Origin of the sequence: Pseudomonas sp. NPDC089428 (genome assembly GCF_044749325.1) — a bacterium.
GTDB lineage: Bacteria > Pseudomonadota > Gammaproteobacteria > Pseudomonadales > Pseudomonadaceae > Aquipseudomonas.
This window is the reverse complement of the sequence record NZ_JBIVHT010000002.1, coordinates 265922-283171: the sequence shown is the minus strand read 5'-3', so window position 1 is coordinate 283171 and position 17250 is coordinate 265922. Positions and strand designations below refer to the sequence as shown.

Annotated in this window: 16 protein-coding genes and 1 tRNA gene; 12 read left to right on the top strand and 5 right to left on the bottom strand. The window is 63.8% G+C overall.

What is annotated here, in order from left to right; translation table 11 throughout:
• Nucleotides 1-37 precede the first annotated feature (37 nt).
• On the top strand, nucleotides 38-280 hold the full coding sequence (locus ACIPZ5_RS04630) for a DUF2789 domain-containing protein (protein ID WP_261941979.1): 243 nt from the start codon (nucleotides 38-40) through the stop codon (nucleotides 278-280).
• Nucleotides 281-350: 70 nt separating this feature from the next.
• Nucleotides 351-989, top strand: a complete 639-nt coding sequence (locus ACIPZ5_RS04625) for an NADH:ubiquinone oxidoreductase subunit N (RefSeq protein ID WP_261941978.1) — start codon at nucleotides 351-353, stop codon at nucleotides 987-989.
• Between the two features lie 7 nt (nucleotides 990-996).
• Here ACIPZ5_RS04625 and ACIPZ5_RS04620 read toward each other — a convergent pair whose 3' ends face one another.
• From ACIPZ5_RS04620 to ACIPZ5_RS04610, 3 genes are all read right to left on the bottom strand, one after another.
• On the bottom strand, nucleotides 997-1434 hold the full coding sequence (locus ACIPZ5_RS04620; protein ID WP_343594403.1) for a CBS domain-containing protein: 438 nt from the start codon (nucleotides 1432-1434) through the stop codon (nucleotides 997-999).
• A gap of 232 nt (nucleotides 1435-1666) precedes the next feature.
• Nucleotides 1667-3397, bottom strand: a complete 1731-nt coding sequence (locus ACIPZ5_RS04615; RefSeq protein ID WP_400806974.1) for a dipeptidase — start codon at nucleotides 3395-3397, stop codon at nucleotides 1667-1669.
• A gap of 157 nt (nucleotides 3398-3554) precedes the next feature.
• Nucleotides 3555-3631: transfer RNA gene (locus tag ACIPZ5_RS04610), tRNA-Arg, on the bottom strand.
• 265 nt (nucleotides 3632-3896) lie between these two features.
• On the opposite strand from ACIPZ5_RS04610, the gene ACIPZ5_RS04605 reads away from it, so the two are divergent.
• From ACIPZ5_RS04605 to ACIPZ5_RS04565, 9 genes are all read left to right on the top strand, one after another.
• Nucleotides 3897-4646, top strand: a complete 750-nt coding sequence (locus tag ACIPZ5_RS04605; protein ID WP_261941975.1) for a GntR family transcriptional regulator — start codon at nucleotides 3897-3899, stop codon at nucleotides 4644-4646.
• The gene (locus tag ACIPZ5_RS04600) at nucleotides 4643-6367 is read left to right on the top strand and encodes a fumarate reductase/succinate dehydrogenase flavoprotein subunit (protein ID WP_400806971.1); all 1725 of its coding nucleotides are present in this window, start codon (nucleotides 4643-4645) and stop codon (nucleotides 6365-6367) included. The genes ACIPZ5_RS04605 and ACIPZ5_RS04600 overlap by 4 nt, the downstream gene beginning before the upstream one ends.
• Before the next feature lie 159 nt (nucleotides 6368-6526).
• Nucleotides 6527-6772, top strand: coding sequence for a ferredoxin family protein (locus ACIPZ5_RS04595; protein WP_008096634.1), 246 nt, complete (start codon nucleotides 6527-6529; stop codon nucleotides 6770-6772).
• A gap of 122 nt (nucleotides 6773-6894) precedes the next feature.
• Nucleotides 6895-8301 (top strand): ABC transporter substrate-binding protein, encoded by a 1407-nt coding sequence (locus ACIPZ5_RS04590; RefSeq protein ID WP_400806970.1) that lies wholly within the window; start codon nucleotides 6895-6897, stop codon nucleotides 8299-8301.
• Nucleotides 8302-8316: 15 nt separating this feature from the next.
• Nucleotides 8317-9099, top strand: a complete 783-nt coding sequence (locus tag ACIPZ5_RS04585; protein ID WP_261941972.1) for an ABC transporter permease — start codon at nucleotides 8317-8319, stop codon at nucleotides 9097-9099.
• The gene (locus ACIPZ5_RS04580) at nucleotides 9099-9950 is read left to right on the top strand and encodes an ABC transporter ATP-binding protein (protein WP_343594398.1); all 852 of its coding nucleotides are present in this window, start codon (nucleotides 9099-9101) and stop codon (nucleotides 9948-9950) included. Before ACIPZ5_RS04585 ends, ACIPZ5_RS04580 begins: the two co-directional genes overlap by 1 nt.
• Entirely contained in the window at nucleotides 9947-10912 is a 966-nt protein-coding gene (locus ACIPZ5_RS04575) for a HEAT repeat domain-containing protein (protein ID WP_400806966.1), read from the top strand. The genes ACIPZ5_RS04580 and ACIPZ5_RS04575 overlap by 4 nt, the downstream gene beginning before the upstream one ends.
• Complete coding sequence (locus ACIPZ5_RS04570) at nucleotides 10912-11193, top strand: DUF971 domain-containing protein (RefSeq protein WP_400806964.1); 282 nt, start codon at nucleotides 10912-10914, stop codon at nucleotides 11191-11193. Before ACIPZ5_RS04575 ends, ACIPZ5_RS04570 begins: the two co-directional genes overlap by 1 nt.
• 64 nt (nucleotides 11194-11257) lie before the next feature.
• Complete coding sequence (locus ACIPZ5_RS04565) at nucleotides 11258-13429, top strand: dermonecrotic toxin domain-containing protein (protein WP_400806961.1); 2172 nt, start codon at nucleotides 11258-11260, stop codon at nucleotides 13427-13429.
• Here the strand turns inward: ACIPZ5_RS04565 and ACIPZ5_RS04560 are convergent.
• Together ACIPZ5_RS04560 and ACIPZ5_RS04555 are read right to left on the bottom strand one after the other, a co-directional pair.
• Entirely contained in the window at nucleotides 13426-14289 is an 864-nt protein-coding gene (locus ACIPZ5_RS04560; RefSeq protein WP_400806958.1) for an ABC transporter ATP-binding protein, read from the bottom strand. The two genes, ACIPZ5_RS04565 and ACIPZ5_RS04560, sit on opposite strands and share 4 nt — an antisense overlap.
• Nucleotides 14286-15890: an ABC transporter permease gene (locus ACIPZ5_RS04555; protein ID WP_400806955.1), complete on the bottom strand. Its 1605-nt coding sequence runs from the start codon at nucleotides 15888-15890 to the stop codon at nucleotides 14286-14288. The genes ACIPZ5_RS04560 and ACIPZ5_RS04555 overlap by 4 nt, the downstream gene beginning before the upstream one ends.
• A gap of 297 nt (nucleotides 15891-16187) precedes the next feature.
• Between ACIPZ5_RS04555 and ACIPZ5_RS04550 the strand changes: the two genes are divergently transcribed.
• Nucleotides 16188-17225: an ABC transporter substrate-binding protein gene (locus tag ACIPZ5_RS04550; protein WP_261941965.1), complete on the top strand. Its 1038-nt coding sequence runs from the start codon at nucleotides 16188-16190 to the stop codon at nucleotides 17223-17225.
• Nucleotides 17226-17250: the final 25 nt, after the last annotated feature.

Genomic DNA, 17250 nt, shown 5'->3' with positions numbered 1-17250 from the left:
GCGTCGTGGACGGCCAGCCCGGCACACAGGAGGAACCATGGACGCACCGATCCATCCATTCGCCGAGCTGTTCAAGCAACTGGGCCTGCCCGACGATGCGCAGAGCATCGACCAGTTCATCACCAGCCATTCGCCCTTGAAGAACGAGACCAAGCTGGTGGATGCACCGTTCTGGACCGAGTCCCAGCGCGCTTTCCTGAAGGAAAGCATCATTGAAGATGCCGATTGGGCGGTGCCTTTCGATCAACTCAACGAAGCGCTGCGCCGCCCCCGAAAATAAAGTGCCGAGCGGCACCTGACGAGTGATTGGCCGTTGCTATGCTCAGGAAAAAACAAGAGGGGATAGCGTGATGAAAGATCCCTACGCACCAGGTTTCTGGTGCTCCGTGACGATCCTGGGCACCCTGACGGCCAGTTACTTCTACGGTATCCGCCACACCCAGCAGATGAACCAGGCGATACAGTTCCTCTACGCTGCCGCCGCCGTGACTGGCGCGGTCGCGTTGGTGGCGCTGACCTGGATTGCCTGGCAGCAGTTGCGCCTGAACAAGCGTGAAGTGGTCCAGGGGCGAACATTGCTGACCATCTGGAACACCAAGGTCGCGCTACGCCGCGTCGAGACAGTGTTCGACCGCTATTTCTGGGGCAGCTACTGGCATTCCGGTCGCACCTTCGAGGAGGTCATGGGCGAGCTCAAGGGCACCCCACTGGAGCAGAGCCTGGATGCCCTGAAACGCCAGTGCCGGGCGCTCGACCGGGAAATCCACGACCATCACCATCACTGGCTGGCCAATGCCCGCGACCTGTCCAGCGTGGCCACGGCCATGGCCCGCGAGCGTTATCAGTTGGACTTGTGCGAGCCGTCGAGCAATGGCCATGGCAATACCGCCGTGCTCAATCGTGACCTGGAGGTGCTGGTGTACACCTGGTCGGCGCGCCTGCGCAGCTTCGACCATCAGCTGGACGAACTGGAGCGCGCCTACCACTGAGGCGCAATCATTCGCCGCGGATGTACTGCTCCAGTTGATTGATCAGGTTGGCCTGTTCGGCGATGGTTTCCTTGACCAGGTCACCGATCGACAGCAGCCCGAGCAGCTTGCCGTTGTCGACCACTGGCAGGTGGCGCAGGTGGAGGTCGGTCATTCGCTGCATGCAGTAATCCAGATTCCTCTTCGGCTCAACGGTGATCACTGGCGCGCTCATGATCTCGCGCACCGGCGTTGCGGCGGAGGAGCGGCCCTTGAGCACCAGTTTGCGTGCGTAGTCCCGTTCACTGACGATCCCCACTACCTTGTCGTTTTCGACCACAGGCAGCGCACCGACGTTTTTCTCCGCCAGCAGTTTCAGGGCGTCGAGCACCGAGTCATCCGGGCCGATGGTGTACACGGTCTGGTGCTGGGACTTGGTCTTGAGGAGTTGTTCGACGTTCTTCATACGGGCCTCTGCGGGTGAATAAGACGAGCTCTCCGAGTAAATAAAGCATCCGGCAAGCCGGCCTGCACGGCAATGCAGGAAACGGCATGGAGTCGATTGAAAAACGTCATGGGTGTTGCCCGTGCCGGCCTCTTCGCGGCTAAAGCCGCTCCTACAGGATTTCTACAGCCCGCAAATGCGCCGCAGTACCTGTGGGAGCGGCCTTAGCCGCGAAGAGGCCGGTACAGCTGACTCAGAGCTTCGGCATCTGCCCGATCCGCGCCACCATCTCGCTCACGATCTGCAAGTCGAGCATGAACTGTTCCACGGTCTTGAACTCGTTGTCGTTGTGCCCGGTGTACTTCACATCCGGCATGGCCAGGCCGAACTGCACGCCGTTGGGCAGGTCATGCACCGAGGTGGCACCAGCCGAGGTGCCGAATTCGTGCTTCATGCCCAGGTTCTCGCTGGCCACATCCAGCAGCGCCTTGACCCATTCGCCCTCGGGGTTGCGGAACATCGGCTCGTCGAGGCTGTAGTCGAAGGCCACCGAGGTGTGGCTCTGGCGGGTCCATTTGCCGAGCTTGTCGGCCAACTGGTCCTTGAGCGTAGCCAGCGGCTTGCCTTTGGGGATACGCAGGTTCACGGCCAGCTTCAGGCCCTTGTCATCCACGCCGACGAAGGTCAGCGAGGTGGTCAACGGGCCCATGAACGGGTCTTCGAAGCCTATGCCCAGTTGCTTGCCCAGGTAGTCCAGGCCCCAGTTGTCGGCGGCGTAGCGGGCGGCATCGGTGAAGTGGTTGTGCTTGAGCGGCACCTGCTGGCCCAGGCCATTGAGGAAGTCGAGCATGCGCGCCACCGGGTTGATGCCGGACTCTGGCTCCGAAGAGTGGGCAGAAACGCCGGTCACGGTGAGCAGCACGTTCTTGCCATCGGCCTTGGCATCGATGCTGAAGTCGCCGCCATTGCGCTTCACATAATCGGCGCCGGCATTCTTCAGGTCTTTGGCCAGCGCTTGCGGGTTGTCGCCAACCAAGGTGGCCACCGACGTGGTCGGAATCTGGTTGGTCGCCAAGCCGCCGGTCAGGTTGATGATTTCCGCTCCCTGGCCGGTGGCCGGGCGTTTGCTGAAGCTGGCCATGACCGTGCCGTAGCCCTTCTCGGCAATCACCACCGGGTAGCCGCCATCGAGTGCCAGGTTGTAGTCAGGCGTAGGGTTGCGCTCGAAATAGTAGGGGATGGCGTCGCCGCTGGTTTCTTCGGTGGTGTCGATCAGCAGCTTGAACTGCCGGGCCAGGGGCAGGTTTTCATCCTTGGCCACTTTCAGTGCATACAGCGCGACGATGATGCCGTTCTTGTCATCCTCGGTGCCGCGGCCGTACATGCGGTCGCCGACCTGGGTGACCTTGAACGGGTCGAGGCGGGTGCCGTCGGCCAGTTTCCAGTTGTCCGGGTTGACCGGTACCACGTCGGCATGGGCGTGGATGCCCACTACTTCCTTGCCTTCGCCCAGCGAAATCTCGTAGACGCGGTTGTCGACATTGCGGAAGGTCAGGCCGAAGCCCTCGGCCAGGGCCTTGATCTTGTCGGCGATCTTGAGGAACTCGGGGTTTTCGTGCTGCGGCACGCCGTCGACGCTGAACGTGGGGATAGCGACCAGCTCGCGCAGGTTCTCTGTGGCGGCCTTGGCGTACTTGATGCGGGTGTACAGGCCGAGCAGGCGGTTGATCTCGTTCTGCTGCTCGGTTGCGAGCGGCTTGCCGGCCAGGTAGGCGTCGAGCGTGGCAGCGAGGTTGTCGGCCTTGGACAGTTCGCTACTTTTGAGTTTGCCGAGGAATTGCTTGAAGTCGGCCGGGTTGCTGCCCTCGAAGGCTTTGACGATGGCGGCGGACTGTTGCTGAGTCAGGTTGGCCTGGGCCGGTTGGGTGAACAGGCCGATGCTGGCCAGTAGCAAGGCGGTGGAGGTGAGCTTTTTCAGGTGCATGCGCGCGCATTCCTTCGCGAATCATTGTTGTTGGGTGCCCGTCGGATACGGGAAGGGGCCCACGCTAACATCAATGACCCATGGCACGGGAGTGCCAGAAACGCGACATGTCGCACAAATGAAAAAGCCCCGGGAGTGATCCCAGGGCTTTCTGATATGGCGCACTCGGCGGGATTCGAACCCACGACCCCTGCCTTCGGAGGGCAGTACTCTATCCAGCTGAGCTACGAGTGCAACGCGCACGCATGATACCCATCTGATTCGGCGGCGTCCATCGCCTTGATCTAAGGCTGTTTTTCTCGGTTGACCGTTCGTGGCTGAAGCCTCTCCCACAGCTTCTGCGCGGTCTGCCGGAGCGGCGTCAGCCTCGAAGGGCCTGTACAGGCCAACCCAAATCCGTCTATCCATATGCGATATCAGTATTTCCTTACCTCTTCTTATGCCCTCTATGATCTGGTCACAACTTGTTATAACAAGTCATCGATCAGCGAAGAGACCCATGGCCGAACTGCTCCCCCTGTCCCCGGTACCGCTTTACACCCAGCTCAAGGAATTGCTGCGCGAGCGCATCCTCGACGGTACGTACCCACCGCATAGCCGCATGCCCTCGGAAAGCGAGCTGGGCAAGGCTTTCGATGTCAGCCGTATCACCGTGCGCCAGGCGCTCGGCGATCTGCAGAAAGAAGGGCTGATTTTCAAGATCCACGGCAAAGGCACCTTCGTCGCCAAGCCCAAGGCGTTCCAGAACGTCAGCACCCTGCAGGGCCTGGGTGAGTCGATGACGCAGATGGGCTACGAGGTGATCAACCGCCTGCGCAGCTTCCGCCATGTGCCGGCCAGTGCTCTGGTGGCCGCGCGGCTTCAGGTCGAGGAGGGCAGCCCGGTCACCGAGATCCGCCGGGTAAGGCTGATCAATCGCGAGCCGGTATCGCTGGAACTGACCTGGCTGCCCAAGACCGTCGGCGAAAAGCTGGAGAAGGCCGACCTGGTCACTCGCGACATCTTCCTGCTGCTGGAAAACGACTGCGGTATCGCCCTCGGCCACGCCGACCTGGCCATCGACGCGGTGCTGGCCGACAGCGACCTGACCCAGGCGCTGGAGGTGGAGGAGGGTGCGCCGATCATGCGCATCGAACGCCTGACCCATGCCGCCGACGGCACGCCGCTGGACTTCGAACACCTGTATTACCGCGGCGATGCCTTCCAGTACCGCCTGCGCATCGACCGCCAGAAGGGGAGCAAGGCATGAGTATCGAGACCCAGGATTACGACATCATCGTCATCGGCGGCGGCACTGCCGGGCCAATGGCGGCGATCAAGGCCAAGGAGCACGACAAGCAGTTGCGCGTGCTGCTGCTGGACAAGGCCAACGTCAAGCGCAGCGGTGCCATCAGCATGGGCATGGACGGGCTGAACAACGCCATCATCCCCGGCCATGCCACGCCCGAGCAGTACACCAAGGAAATCACCGTGGCCAACGACGGCATCGTCAACCAGGCCGCCGTGCATGCCTACGCCACCCACAGTTTCGAAACCATCGAGCAGCTCGATCGCTGGGGGGTGAAGTTCGAAAAGGACGAGACCGGCGACTACGCGGTGAAGAAGGTCCATCACATGGGCGCCTACGTGTTGCCCATGCCTGAAGGGCACGACATCAAGAAGGTGCTGTATCGCCAGCTCAAACGTGCCCGGGTCGAGATCAGCAACCGCATGGTCTGCACCCGTGTGCTGCTCGATGCCGAAGGCGCCGCTGCCGGTGTACTGGGTTTCGATTGCCGCACTGGCGCGTTCCGCGTGGTTCGGGCCAAGGCGGTGATCCTCGCCTGTGGCGCTGCCGGGCGCCTGGGCCTGCCGTCGTCGGGATACCTGATGGGCACCTACGAGAACCCCACCAATGCCGGCGACGGCTATGCGATGGCCTACCATGCCGGCGCCGAGCTGGCCAACCTCGAGTGCTTTCAGATCAACCCGCTGATCAAGGACTACAACGGCCCGGCTTGCGCCTACGTTACCGGCCCGCTGGGCGGCTACACCGCCAACAGCAAGGGCGAGCGCTTCATCGAATGCGACTACTGGAGCGGGCAGATGATGTGGGAGTTCCACCAGGAGCTCGAAGGCGGCAACGGCCCGGTGTTTCTCAAGCTCGACCACCTGGCCGAGGAAACCATCCAGAACATCGAAGAGATCCTGCACAGCAACGAGCGCCCCAGCCGTGGCCAGTTCCATGCCGGGCGTGGCACCGACTACCGCCAGCACATGGTCGAGATGCATATCTCCGAGATCGGCTTCTGCTCGGGGCATTCGGCCTCGGGGGTGTGGGTCAACGAGAAGGCCGAGACCAGCGTCAAAGGCCTGTACGCCGCAGGCGACATGGCTGCGGTACCGCACAACTACATGCTTGGCGCGTTCACCTACGGCTGGTTTGCCGGTATGAATGCCGCACAGTACGTGGCCGGGCGGGAACTGGCCGAGGTCGATGCCGGGCAGGTCGAGCGCGAACGCGCGCGGGTGTTCGCGCCGTTGCAGCGTGAGCATGGTCTGCCGCCGGCGCAGGTGGAATACAAGCTGCGACGCATGGTGAACGATTACCTGCAGCCGCCGAAGGTGACCAGGAAAATGGAAATCGGCCTGGCGCGCTTTGCCGAGATCGAGCGTGATCTCGAGCAGATGAAGGCCAGCAACCCGCATGAGCTGATGCGGGCCATGGAGGTCTCGGTGATCCGCGACTGTGCCGAAATGGCGGCGCGGGCCTCGTTGTTCCGTGAGGAGAGCCGCTGGGGCCTGTACCACCACCGGGTCGACTTCCCCGAGCGCAACGATGGCGAGTGGTTCTGCCACTGCCATCTAAAAAAAGGCGAAAACGGTGAAATGACCAGTTTCAAGAAAGCCGTCGAGCCGTACCTGATCGCGTTGGATGCCGAAGAGCAGACTGCCTATGACCGGTTGCGAGTCAAAGCCAATGCCGCCTGAGCGACACCTCACCTTGCGGGAGCGGGTTCACCCGCGAACACCGGCGAAGCCGGTGCCATCCACCGTGTTGGATTCTTCGTGGGTAAACCCGCTCCCACAGGGAAATGTGCAAGCCTCTAGATGAAAGGGTGCCCATGAAGGCCCCAAGGACCCCGTGAAATGGCCTACCAGCCCCAGGAAATCTTCTTTCGCAGCAGCGCCCCGGTGACCATCGACGAAGACAAATGCATCGCCGAAAAAGGCTGCACCGTCTGTGTCGAGGTCTGCCCCATGGACCTGCTGGCGATCAACCCGGCCACGCAAAAGGCTTACATGGCCTTCGACGAGTGCTGGTACTGCATGCCCTGCGAGAAAGACTGCCCCACCGGCGCGGTCAAGGTCGATATCCCGTACCTGCTGCGCTGATTGATCCCCGCCATCCGGCGAGCCACCGGACGCGCCTCCTGCAATGCCCCCTCGTTTCCCACCACCCAAGCCCGGTGGCGGAGACGATTACACAACTCAAAACGATTCGAGGGGAAACACCCATGCGCCTTGTAGCAACCGTGGCCGGCCTCGCGCTGGCGCTCACCGGCCTGAACGCCAGCGCCGAAACCATCCGCATCGCCATCGGCACCCAGGACACCACCATCAACTGCGCCACTGGCGGCCTGCTGATCCGCGAGCTGGGCCTGCTCGACAAGTACCTGCCGCACGATGGCAAGTACCAGGATGCCCAGTACCAGATCGAGTGGAAGAACTTCACCAGCGGCGCGCCGCTGACCAACGAGATGGTCGCCGGCAAGCTCGATTTCGGCGCCATGGCCGATTTCCCCGGCTCGTTCAACGGCGTCGCGCACCTGGATGCCGGCAAGCGCAGCCTGTTCATCAGCGTGCTGTCGGGCAGTGTGCACGGCAGCGGCAACGGTATTGTCGTACCGGCAGCGTCGAAGGTGCAGTCACTGGCTGAACTCAAGGGCAAGACCATTTCCGTGCCGTTCGCCTCCACCGCCCACGGTATGCTGCTGCGCGCCGTCGCGGCCCAGGGCTGGGACCCGCAGAAGGACGTGCGAATCATCGCCCAGGCGCCGGAGATTGCCGGTTCCGCCCTGCGCAGCAACCGCATCGAGGCCCACGCCGACTTCGTGCCGTTCGCCGAGCTGTTCCCCAACCGCGGCTTTGCCCGCAAGATCTACGACGGTGCCCAGGCCAACGCGCCAACGTTCCATGGCGCGCTGGTGGACGCCGACTATGCGAAGAAGTACCCGGAAGTGGTCACCGCCTACCTGCGCGCCAGCCTCGAAGCTGACCGTCTGATCGCTGCAGAACCGGAAAAATACAGCGAACTGATCGAGAAGGTCACCGGCATCGAGGCCGAGGTCAACTACCTGTTCCACGGCCCGCTCGGTCTGCAGACCCGCGACCTGACCTGGAAGCCTGAATACCGCCAGGCGGTAACGACCTCCATCGACACGCTCAAGCTGCTGAAGAAGACCGACCGCGGCCTCGACACCGACCAGTTCATCGACGACCAGTACATCCGCGCAGCCTTCAAGCAGGCCAGCGTGGATTACGACAAGGCGCTGAAGAACTACGGCCCGCTGCCGCTCAAGGCCAACGATGCGCTCACCGGCAAGCCGATCACCGACTTCAGCCGCCTGGCGCAGATCTGGGTGCGCGGTGAAGACAAGGTACGCCACTACGCCTCGCCGGAAGCCGCCCTTGGCGCGCTGGCCCAGTTGGAGCAGGAAGGCAAGGACATCCGCGCGATCTACGCCCAGGCTGCCGACAGCGGCATCAAGCTGCTGGCCAACCAGGCCTGGTTCGTGCGCAATGCCCACGGCGAGCTGGCTGCATTCCTGCTCAAGGACCAGGCCGAGCAGTACGCCAAGGCCCATGGTGGTGAAGCGCTGGACTTCGTCAGTGCCAACCAGAAGCTGGTCGCCCAGCGCTGACCGGGAGGCACCGAGATGACTCGCCACCTCAAGCGCTGGCCCGTGCGCCTGGCTTCGCTGCTGGCCTGCCTGCTGTTCTGGCAAGTAGCGGCCAGCGTCAAGCTGGACCTTGGCCTGCTGACCTTCACCTATGTCCCCACGCCGCAGGCGGTGCTGGCGGCAGCCTGGCAGTTGCTGACCTCCAGCGCCCTGCTGGCTCACCTGGGCAGCAGCCTGTCACGGGTGTTTGCCGGATATGCCGCTGCGGCACTGCTGGGGGTGGCCCTGGGCTTGTTGATCGGCCGCTCGAAATGGGCCGAGGACACCTTGCTGCCGCCACTCGAAGTGCTGCGGCCGATACCGGCGGTGGCGTGGATCCCGCTGGCGATCCTGATGTTCCCGTCGTCGGAGCTGTCGATGGTGTTCATCACCTTCACCGGTGCGCTGTTCCCGATCCTGCTCAACACCGTCCATGGCGCGGAGGCTGTCGACCCGCGCCTGGTCGCCTCGGCGCGCAGCCTCGGTGCCGGGCGCTGGTCGATCCTGCGTGAAGTGGTACTGCCTGGCGCGTTGCCGAGCATCGTCACGGGCCTTGCCATCGGCATGGGCACCTCGTGGTTCTGCCTGGTCACTGCCGAGATGATCGCCGGGCAGTTCGGCATCGGTTACTACACCTGGGAGTCGTACACCTTGCAGAACTACCCGGACATCGTTGTCGGCATGCTGTTGATTGGCATGCTGGGCATGGGCAGCAGCGCCCTGGTCAAGCGCCTCGGCGCATTCGCCACGCCCTGGTACCGCACGCGGAGGGCAAGCTGATGAACCGTTATCAACAGGCGCCCGGGCGGATCGATGGGCATGGCCTGTCGATTCGGCTGGGGCAGGGCCGAGAAGCCTTCGAGGCGGTGCAGCGCCTGGACTTTGCCGTGGCGCCGGGGGAGTTCGTCTGCATCCTTGGGCCATCGGGTTGCGGAAAGTCGACCTTGCTCGGTGCCCTGGCCGGGCACCTTGTGCCCAGCAGCGGCCAGTTGAGCGTGGACGGCCAGGCTATCACCGGGCCGTCGCCGCAGCGTGGCATGGTGTTCCAGCACCACACCTTGCTGCCGTGGCGCAGCGTGCTCGACAACGTCGGCTTCGGCCTGAAGATGCAAGGCCTGGGCAAGGCCGAACGCCACCAGCAGGCCCGCGAAATGCTCCAGCTGGTGGGCCTGGCCGACTTCGCCGAGCGCTGGCCCAGCCAGTTGTCCGGCGGCATGCAGCAGCGTGCCGAAATCGCCCGGGTGCTGATCAACCACCCGCGCCTGCTGCTGATGGATGAGCCTTTCGGCGCCCTGGATGCGCAAACCCGTTCGCGCATGCAGGAGTTGCTGCTTGATATCTGGGCGCGCATCCGCACCACCGTGGTGTTCGTCACCCACGATATCGATGAAGCCTTGTTCCTGGCTGACCGCATTCTGGTGATGAGCCCGCGCCCCGGTCGCTTCATCGAGGACCTGCGCCTGGACTTTGCGCGCCCGCGCCGCGCCAGCCTGCTGACCAGCCCTGAATTCACCCACCTCAAACGCCATTGCCTGGCCTTGCTGCGCCATGAAGAAGGCCGCGAACTGCCGCGCCTGACGCCACTTGGCCTGCCAGCCACCGACCATCCGCCGCTCAGGATCGCGCTATGACTGAACGAAGCACCGACAACCCCGAAATTCTTGAACTGCTGCCACGCCTCGGCGCCGATGACGCCGGCGTGCGGCGCATTGCCTTGATCGAACTGGCCGACCTGGAAGATCCCGATACCTTGCCGTGGCTGACCGATGCCCTGTTGGTCGATGGCGCCGACGACGTGCGCGCCGAGGCCGCGCGCCTGCTGGAAGCCTGGGAGGAGCCGGAAGTGGTTCAGGCTTTGTGCGCCGCACTGGCGGATGGTGCCGAGGCGGTGCGCCTGGCCGCTGCGCAGAGCCTCAGCGAGTTGAAGAGCCCGGAAGCCGGCCAGTTGATTCTGCCGTGGACGACCCACGCCGATGCCTTTGTCCGGGCCAGTGCCTTGCGCGCCCTGCGTGAGTTGCGCCTGGGCGACGCCGCAGGGCCTGCGCTGCGGGCGCTGGAGGACCAGGACGCGGCGGTGCGGCGCGAAGCCGTGGGTATTCTGGGTTGGCTCAAGCACGAGCCCGCGCTGCCTGCCTTGGCGAAACTGGCCGAGCACGAGCCCGACACCGAGGTACGCCGTGCCGCGATTGGCGCCTTGGGGCTTGCGCGTGATCTTGCTGTGTTGCCGGCGCTGGTTGGCGCCCTGCGCGATGCCGCCTGGCAAGTGCGCGAAGAAGCCGCGACGACGCTGGGCAAGGTGGGCCATGCTCAGGCGGGGCCGGCACTGGTGGCGGCGCTTGGCGATGGCTTCTGGCAAGTACGCCTGCGCGCTGCCCGCTCATTGGGCCGCTTGCGTCATGGCGAGGCGCTGGATGCCCTGGCCGACTTGCTCGGCCATGGCATTGCCAACCTGCGCAAGGAAGCCGCGCTTGCGCTCGGCGAACTGGGGCAAGCCCGTGCCTTGCCGGTGTTGCAGGCGGCTGAGGCGGACAGCGATCCAGAAGTGCGCAAGGCCGTGCGCATCGCCTTGGCGCAGCTGCGCGGGGCTGCTTGATGAACAGCCCCAGTGCAATACGCAATCAACGCGAGGCAGGGCAACTGACCGTGCGCTGGCAGGATGGCGAGCAGGTCATCAGCCATGCGCGCTTGCGCGGTGCCTGCCCGTGCTCGCAATGCCGCGCCGCCCATTGGCGCGGTGCAATTGGCGTGGTGCAGGACGATGTGCGGGTAGAGCGCATTGAGCCGCAGGGTTACGGCGTGCAATTGCTGTTCAACGATGGACATCAACGGGGTATCTACCCCTGGGAATACTTGCGCGGGCTGGGGGTGGCATAGCAGTACCCCATTCATCACCTCGGGGCGGAGCAGTTTCAACGCTTTCAATCCGAGGAACATGAGCATGAGCGACCCCTACGAGCAGAGCCTCGAGTGGCTCAAGGACGCCAAGGTCATTGTGGAGAAGGCCCGGCGATACCGGGAGGCATTTCCTGACCTGCACTCGCTCGCGCACGAGCAGGCAAGCGCTTATCTGTCGGCGCAGACCGGCCTGGCGCTGGACCCCGACCAAGTGTGGTGGCACCACTTCCGTATGGGGGACAACCGGCGAGGCCGCTGCTTCACCGGTTGGACACACCACCATGCTCCGGTCAGCTCACTGACCTTTACCGAGTTGTGGATCAGGCGGCTTGATGTGGAGGTGCAGGATGAAGATGCCGACGCGATCTTCCGCTTGAATGGGTTTTACCATGAAGGCCCTGACGCGAGGGCTTACGGTGCAGAGAATGAAGTGAAGCTTGACCCGGTGCAGGTCAGGAGTCATTTCTGGGAACTCGACTTTGCCAGCGTGGTGCGTGAGCGCACGGATCGATTCTGGCGCAGTGAAGGCAAGGACTTGCCGCTGCTGCTCAAGGTTCGTTTCATCGCCGCCATCGAAAGCAGCCTCGCCGATGGTCATATCTGCACCGAGGATCGCCAGCGGCTATGGACCTGGATGGGGCTGGAGGCCGGGAAGCGCCTGAGCCTGGCCAGTTTGCAAGGCCCAGGCGGCGGCGGAGACTATTCTGTTCGCCACTACCCGATGCACGGTGGGGGGCACCTGCTGACCTTCGCTGTCCCCAGTGGCCGCTTTCTTCTCTATACCCCGACGGCGGACGTGGTACTGCGGGCATTCGATGACGTAGCCGCTTTGCGCAGCTGGGTCTCCAGGCGTTTGCACGAGGAAGATGGGCTGCGATGGTACGACGCCCTGCACCAGCCCTACGCCCAGGTTGACGAAGCCACGCGCAAGGCGGGGCTGCAGATACTGCGTGAGCGCAGTGGCACGGGCCCGGTGCCACACTGGCCGTTTGGCCTGGGCGCCGAAGTCTCTCGGCCGCTGTTCGAGCAGATGGCTGAATGGGTCAAGGATGACATCGAGGCCAGCCACCGTGTTCTGGTCTCCAACAGCGACCTGCGCAAGCAGCTCTGGCGCCATGAGCTGGGTATCGCGATCACCGTACTGAGCGTGTTCACCCTGGCGTGGCAGCCCTTCGGCATGGTGCTGTTCGTGCTCGGCAGCGTTCGGCTGGCGCTGGATATCGATGCGTTGGTGCATGCTCCTGCCAAGGCTCAACGCATTGAAGCGTTCACTTCAGCCCTGTGCGACGTGCTGGTGATAGCGTTTTCGGTGTTCTCGGTGCTGCCCAAGGGGGCACCTGAACAGTGGGATACCTTCATGGCGGTGGATGACACCTCCAGCGACCTTGTTTCGCGTGCTGTGCGCCAGCGTCACAGAGACTTGCTGAACCAGGCCGACTTGCCTGAGTTCGAAGGGCACATGGCGCCAATGGATGAATTCGGTACGCCGCATGTCGAAAGGCAGGGCAAGCGCTTCTACAGCTTCAAGCACGAAGGTGAAGTGCACAACAACCTGATCGAGCAATACAGCAGCCACATGGCCAAGGCCAACGATGTGTTCAGTCTCGGCAGGCAACGCTTGGCGGCAATTCCTGAAGACGAGCTGCGGGCATACCTCGACAACCTGTTCGACTCGATGGAGCAACTGCCTGCCAGTGATGCCAAGGTACTCTGGCGCGGAGGACGTGGCCCGCAGGTGACGCTCGCGGCGCGCTGGCGGGCTGGCGCAATTCGCCAGGGTGATGTGCTGGTCAGCACCGACATCACGTCGTTTACCGAGAGCCCGTTCATCCCGCGCCGGTTCATGCTGCCCAAGGAGGCGGCCAACCTGCCGCTGGAACAGGTGGCGGGGCATTTCGATGACAATACGGTGTTGTACGAGCTGCTCGCCGATGGCCAGGCCAGTGGTGTGCCGGTGGCCTCCCTGTCGTTGAACTGGCAGGAGGCTGAGGTACTGTTCACGCCGGGGCGTTACTTCCAGATCGAGTCCGCCGGTGAGGTCAGCGGTGCCCATTACCGTTTCCTGCGCATCCGCTTGCGTGAGGTCGCCAAGCCCACGGGCAAGCCGGTTTACGCCATGCGCACCGGCTTGCCCTTCGACCGCCAGGCTTACCAGCAGCTGGTGCAGCATGACGCTGTGGTCGAGCGTTTCTTCCCGGCATCGGCTTGGACCTAGAGGGCGATCAGTTCTGGCCGCAACCCTTCTACCCGGCGTGTTGGCGGCGGCAGGTAGCCGCCGTCACCGGTGATCTGGTGCAGGATCTTTTCGCGCAGCCCATGCAATGCCACACCAGAGCGCAGGCGCGGGTGCGGCAGGTCGACTTCCACCACCGACTTGATGCGACCGGGGCGCGGCTCCAGCACCACGACTCGGTCGGCCAGGTAGGTGGCTTCTTCGGCATCGTGGGTCACCAGCAAGGTGGTGATGCCGGCGCGTTCGCGGATAGCCAGCAGTTCGTCCTGCAACTGCTGGCGGGTCAGTGCATCGAGCGCACCGAACGGCTCGTCGAGCAACAGGATGCGTGGGCTGGCCACCAGGCCACGGGCAATCGCCACGCGCTGGGCCATGCCGCCGGACAGCTGGTGCGGGTAGGCCGATTCGAAACCGACCAGGCCCACCAGTTGCACGAACTCGTGCACACGCCGGGCGCGCTCGCCCTGGGTCAGGTTTTCGTTGACCAGACCCAGGCCGATGTTCTGCTCCACCGTCAGCCAAGGGAACAGGCGATGCTCCTGGAACACGATGCCACGCTCGCCGCCGATGCCGCTGACCGCCTGGCCATCGACGCGGATGCTGCCGCTGTATTCGGTATCCAGCCCGACCAGCAGGCGCAGCAGGGTCGACTTGCCACAGCCCGAGGCGCCAACGATGGCGATGAACTCGCCTTCGTTGATGGCCAGGTTGAAATTGCGGATGGCCTCGAAGGGCTGGCCATCGACGCTAAAGGTCTTGCCGACGCCTTCGAAGCTGACCAGCGGTGGCGTGGTGTCGGCCTGATTGGCCGCGAGCAGGTGCGAGGCATTGAAGGCGTTCATGCGGTTCTCCAGCGCGTGGCGCGCGATTCGAGGCGTTGACCGAGGGCGCCGAGCAGGGCGCCGACCAGGCCGATCAGGACCATCGCGGCCATCACCTGGTCCATGCGGAACAGTTGTTGTGCGCCGATCATCAGGCTGGCGATGCCGCCGTCCGAGGGCATGAAGTACTCGGCGCCGATGGTGCCGAGCCAGGCATAGATCAGCGACAGGCGCAGGCCGGCAAAGATGGCCGGTGCAGCACCCGGCAACACCAGAAGGCGCAGGCGTTGCCACAGGTTCAGGCGAAGTGTGCGGGCCGCCTCGCCCAGTTGCGGCGAGAGGCTGGCGATACCTCGTTGGGTAGCGATCAGCAGCGGAAAGAATGCAGCCAGGCCGACGAACACGTTCTTGGCCCCTTCGCCCAGGCCGAACCAGGCGGTGAGCAAGGGGACCCAGGCGAACAGCGCCACTTGGCGCAGGGCTGAAAGGCTTGGCCCGAAGAGGCGTTCTGCGTGGTGGGAAAGCCCCAGCAACAGCCCGCTGAGCAAGCCGGCGCCGCCGCCCAGGAGCAGGCCGGTCAGGGTGCGCTGCAGGCTCAGCAGCATGGCCTCTGGCAGCGAACCATCGGCCAGGCCGCCGAACAGTGTGTGCAATACGTTCAGCGGCGAAGTGAGGATGTTCGGGTCGACCCAGCCGAAGCTGTTGCTGGCTTGCCACAGCGCCAGCAGTGCCGCCGGTAGCAGCAGGCTTTGCCAGCCCCGTGGAATGGGCCCGCGCTGTTGTTCGCCAGTGGCCGGTTGCGGCCAGTACAGCAGGCGCTTTTCCAAGGTCGAGAAGCCACGCTCCAGCAGCGCGCCGACCAGGCCGATCACCAGGATGCACAGCAGCACCAGGTCGAGCATGAACAGCTGCCGGCCCCAGACCATCAGGTAACCGATGCCTTCGCTGGAGGCAAGCAATTCAACGGCCAGCAACGAGGTCCAGCCAGTCGCCAGGGCCAGGCGAACGCCGGTGAGGAAGGCGGGCAGGGCGGCCGGCAGCAGCAGGCGCAGGAACAAAAGATGGCGTGGCAGGCGCAGGGCGGTGGCGGCTTCGCGCAACTTGGGCTGGGCATCGCGCACGCCAACCAGGGTGTGCAGGGTGACCGGCACCACCACCGCCTTCACCAGCACCACCAGCTTGAGCAGCTCGCCGATACCGAAGAACAGCATGAACAGCGGGATCCAGGCCAGGGTGGGGATCTGCGCCAGGGCCACGAAGGTCGGCAGCACCAAGGTCTGCGCATGACGAGAGGTGCCCAGCCAGCTGCCGAGCAGCAAGCCGCTGCTGATGCCCGCCAACAAGCCCCAGAACAGCCGCTGCAGACTTATCCACAAGTGCCCCCAGAGCTCACCGGAGCCAAACTCCAGCGCGCTTTGCCACACCAGTGAAGGTGCTGGCAGGATCTGCTCGCTCATCCAGTGCTGCCGGCTCGCAACCACCCACAGCAGCGCAATCAACGCCGGCAGCAACCAAGGCAGTGCCCGCTCCCCGGAGAGGACGCGGTCCCTGTGGGAGCGGCCTCGCGCCGTGAATGGGCCGCGCAGCGGCCCCCCTCGAATCCTGCTCAGAACTCCATTCATCGGCCATCTCTCGAAGCGTTCCAATGTTATGCTCTTATGGAATTAAAAATTCACTAAAGCGAGTTTCAAGAGATAAGAGCATGCAAGCCATGCATGCGGAACCCCCTCATCATTGCGTTTTGCTCATATTTTCCATGCGTTTCCCGCAAGCCCCTCCGCGCCCCGCATGGATGCTGATTTATATCTTTCAGTTACTAAAAAATGAAGTTTTGATCTTTGTAGGTTCTAACCAGACCTGCCTAGCTTCTGGCCAAAGCGCCGGCCATCGCCGGTGGCAGCCTGCCAAGGAGCCTTGCCATGAAAACCCCACTGCGCCACCTGATCACCGCCCTCGGTCTGGCCTTCACCCTGAGCGGTCACGCGGCCGAGCTGGCCAAGCCAGAGAGCATCCGCATCGCCGTGCCCGACCTGAGCGCTGGCAGCAAGCACAGTGCTGGCGGCGTGGTCGATGTACTGCGTGACCAGCAACTGCTGGAAAAGGAATTCGCCAAAGACGGCATCCGTATCGACTGGCACTTCTTCAAGGGCGCAGGTCCGGTGGTCAACGAAGCCCTGGCCAACGGCCAGGCCGACTTCGCCTACCTGGGCGACCTGGCGGCGATCGTCGGCAAGGCCAATGGCCTCGACACCCGCGTGCTTTCAGCCGGCGTGCGTGGGGTGAAGAGCTACCTGGGCGTGGTACCGGGCTCCGGCATCAAGACGCTGCACGACCTCAAGGGCAAGCGCGTGGCGGTGTTCCGCGGCACCGCCAACCAGCTGTCATTCGCCAGCGCGTTGGCCAGCCAAGGGCTGTCGGAGCGCGACCTGAAAGTGATCAACCTGGATTTCAACGCCGCCAACGCGGCACTGGCCGCCAAACAGATCGACGCTACCTGGGGCTTGTCCAACCTGCTGTCGCTGCGTGAGCGTGGGCTGGTCGAGCTGCCGGTCAATTCCCGCGACCTGGCAGGTGCCGGCAGCACCCAGGCGGTATTGCTCGGCACGGGCGATTTCATCCGCAAATACCCAGAGCTGGTGCAGCGCCTGGTCAATACCCAGGAGCAGGCCACCCGTTGGCTGCGCGACGAGCACAACCGCGATGCCTACGTCGACCTCGTGGCGAGCAATGCCAATTGGCCACGCAGCATCCTCAGCGATGACCTGGCCCAGGAAGACCTCGCCCATTACTTCGATCCGCGGCTGGACGCCGATTTTGTCGCCCAGTTGCAGCAGGGCGTCGACCTGGCCGCCCGCGAGCGCCTGATCCGCCGAGGCTTCCAGGTTTCCGATTGGATCGAGCCGCGCTTTCTCGATACCGCTCTGCAGCACGAACAGGCCGTGCAGGCCGCCCGCTGAACCCACAACCCGACCATGACCGCAA

Coding starts and splice junctions, on each gene's coding strand:
- ACIPZ5_RS04630 (WP_261941979.1), top strand. CDS start 38: ATGGACGCACCGATCCATCCATTCGCCGAGCTGTTCAAGCAACTGGGC.
- ACIPZ5_RS04625 (WP_261941978.1), top strand. CDS start 351: ATGAAAGATCCCTACGCACCAGGTTTCTGGTGCTCCGTGACGATCCTG.
- ACIPZ5_RS04620 (WP_343594403.1), bottom strand. CDS start 1,434: ATGAAGAACGTCGAACAACTCCTCAAGACCAAGTCCCAGCACCAGACC.
- ACIPZ5_RS04615 (WP_400806974.1), bottom strand. CDS start 3,397: ATGCACCTGAAAAAGCTCACCTCCACCGCCTTGCTACTGGCCAGCATC.
- ACIPZ5_RS04605 (WP_261941975.1), top strand. CDS start 3,897: ATGGCCGAACTGCTCCCCCTGTCCCCGGTACCGCTTTACACCCAGCTC.
- ACIPZ5_RS04600 (WP_400806971.1), top strand. CDS start 4,643: ATGAGTATCGAGACCCAGGATTACGACATCATCGTCATCGGCGGCGGC.
- ACIPZ5_RS04595 (WP_008096634.1), top strand. CDS start 6,527: ATGGCCTACCAGCCCCAGGAAATCTTCTTTCGCAGCAGCGCCCCGGTG.
- ACIPZ5_RS04590 (WP_400806970.1), top strand. CDS start 6,895: ATGCGCCTTGTAGCAACCGTGGCCGGCCTCGCGCTGGCGCTCACCGGC.
- ACIPZ5_RS04585 (WP_261941972.1), top strand. CDS start 8,317: ATGACTCGCCACCTCAAGCGCTGGCCCGTGCGCCTGGCTTCGCTGCTG.
- ACIPZ5_RS04580 (WP_343594398.1), top strand. CDS start 9,099: ATGAACCGTTATCAACAGGCGCCCGGGCGGATCGATGGGCATGGCCTG.
- ACIPZ5_RS04575 (WP_400806966.1), top strand. CDS start 9,947: ATGACTGAACGAAGCACCGACAACCCCGAAATTCTTGAACTGCTGCCA.
- ACIPZ5_RS04570 (WP_400806964.1), top strand. CDS start 10,912: ATGAACAGCCCCAGTGCAATACGCAATCAACGCGAGGCAGGGCAACTG.
- ACIPZ5_RS04565 (WP_400806961.1), top strand. CDS start 11,258: ATGAGCGACCCCTACGAGCAGAGCCTCGAGTGGCTCAAGGACGCCAAG.
- ACIPZ5_RS04560 (WP_400806958.1), bottom strand. CDS start 14,289: ATGAACGCCTTCAATGCCTCGCACCTGCTCGCGGCCAATCAGGCCGAC.
- ACIPZ5_RS04555 (WP_400806955.1), bottom strand. CDS start 15,890: ATGAATGGAGTTCTGAGCAGGATTCGAGGGGGGCCGCTGCGCGGCCCA.
- ACIPZ5_RS04550 (WP_261941965.1), top strand. CDS start 16,188: ATGAAAACCCCACTGCGCCACCTGATCACCGCCCTCGGTCTGGCCTTC.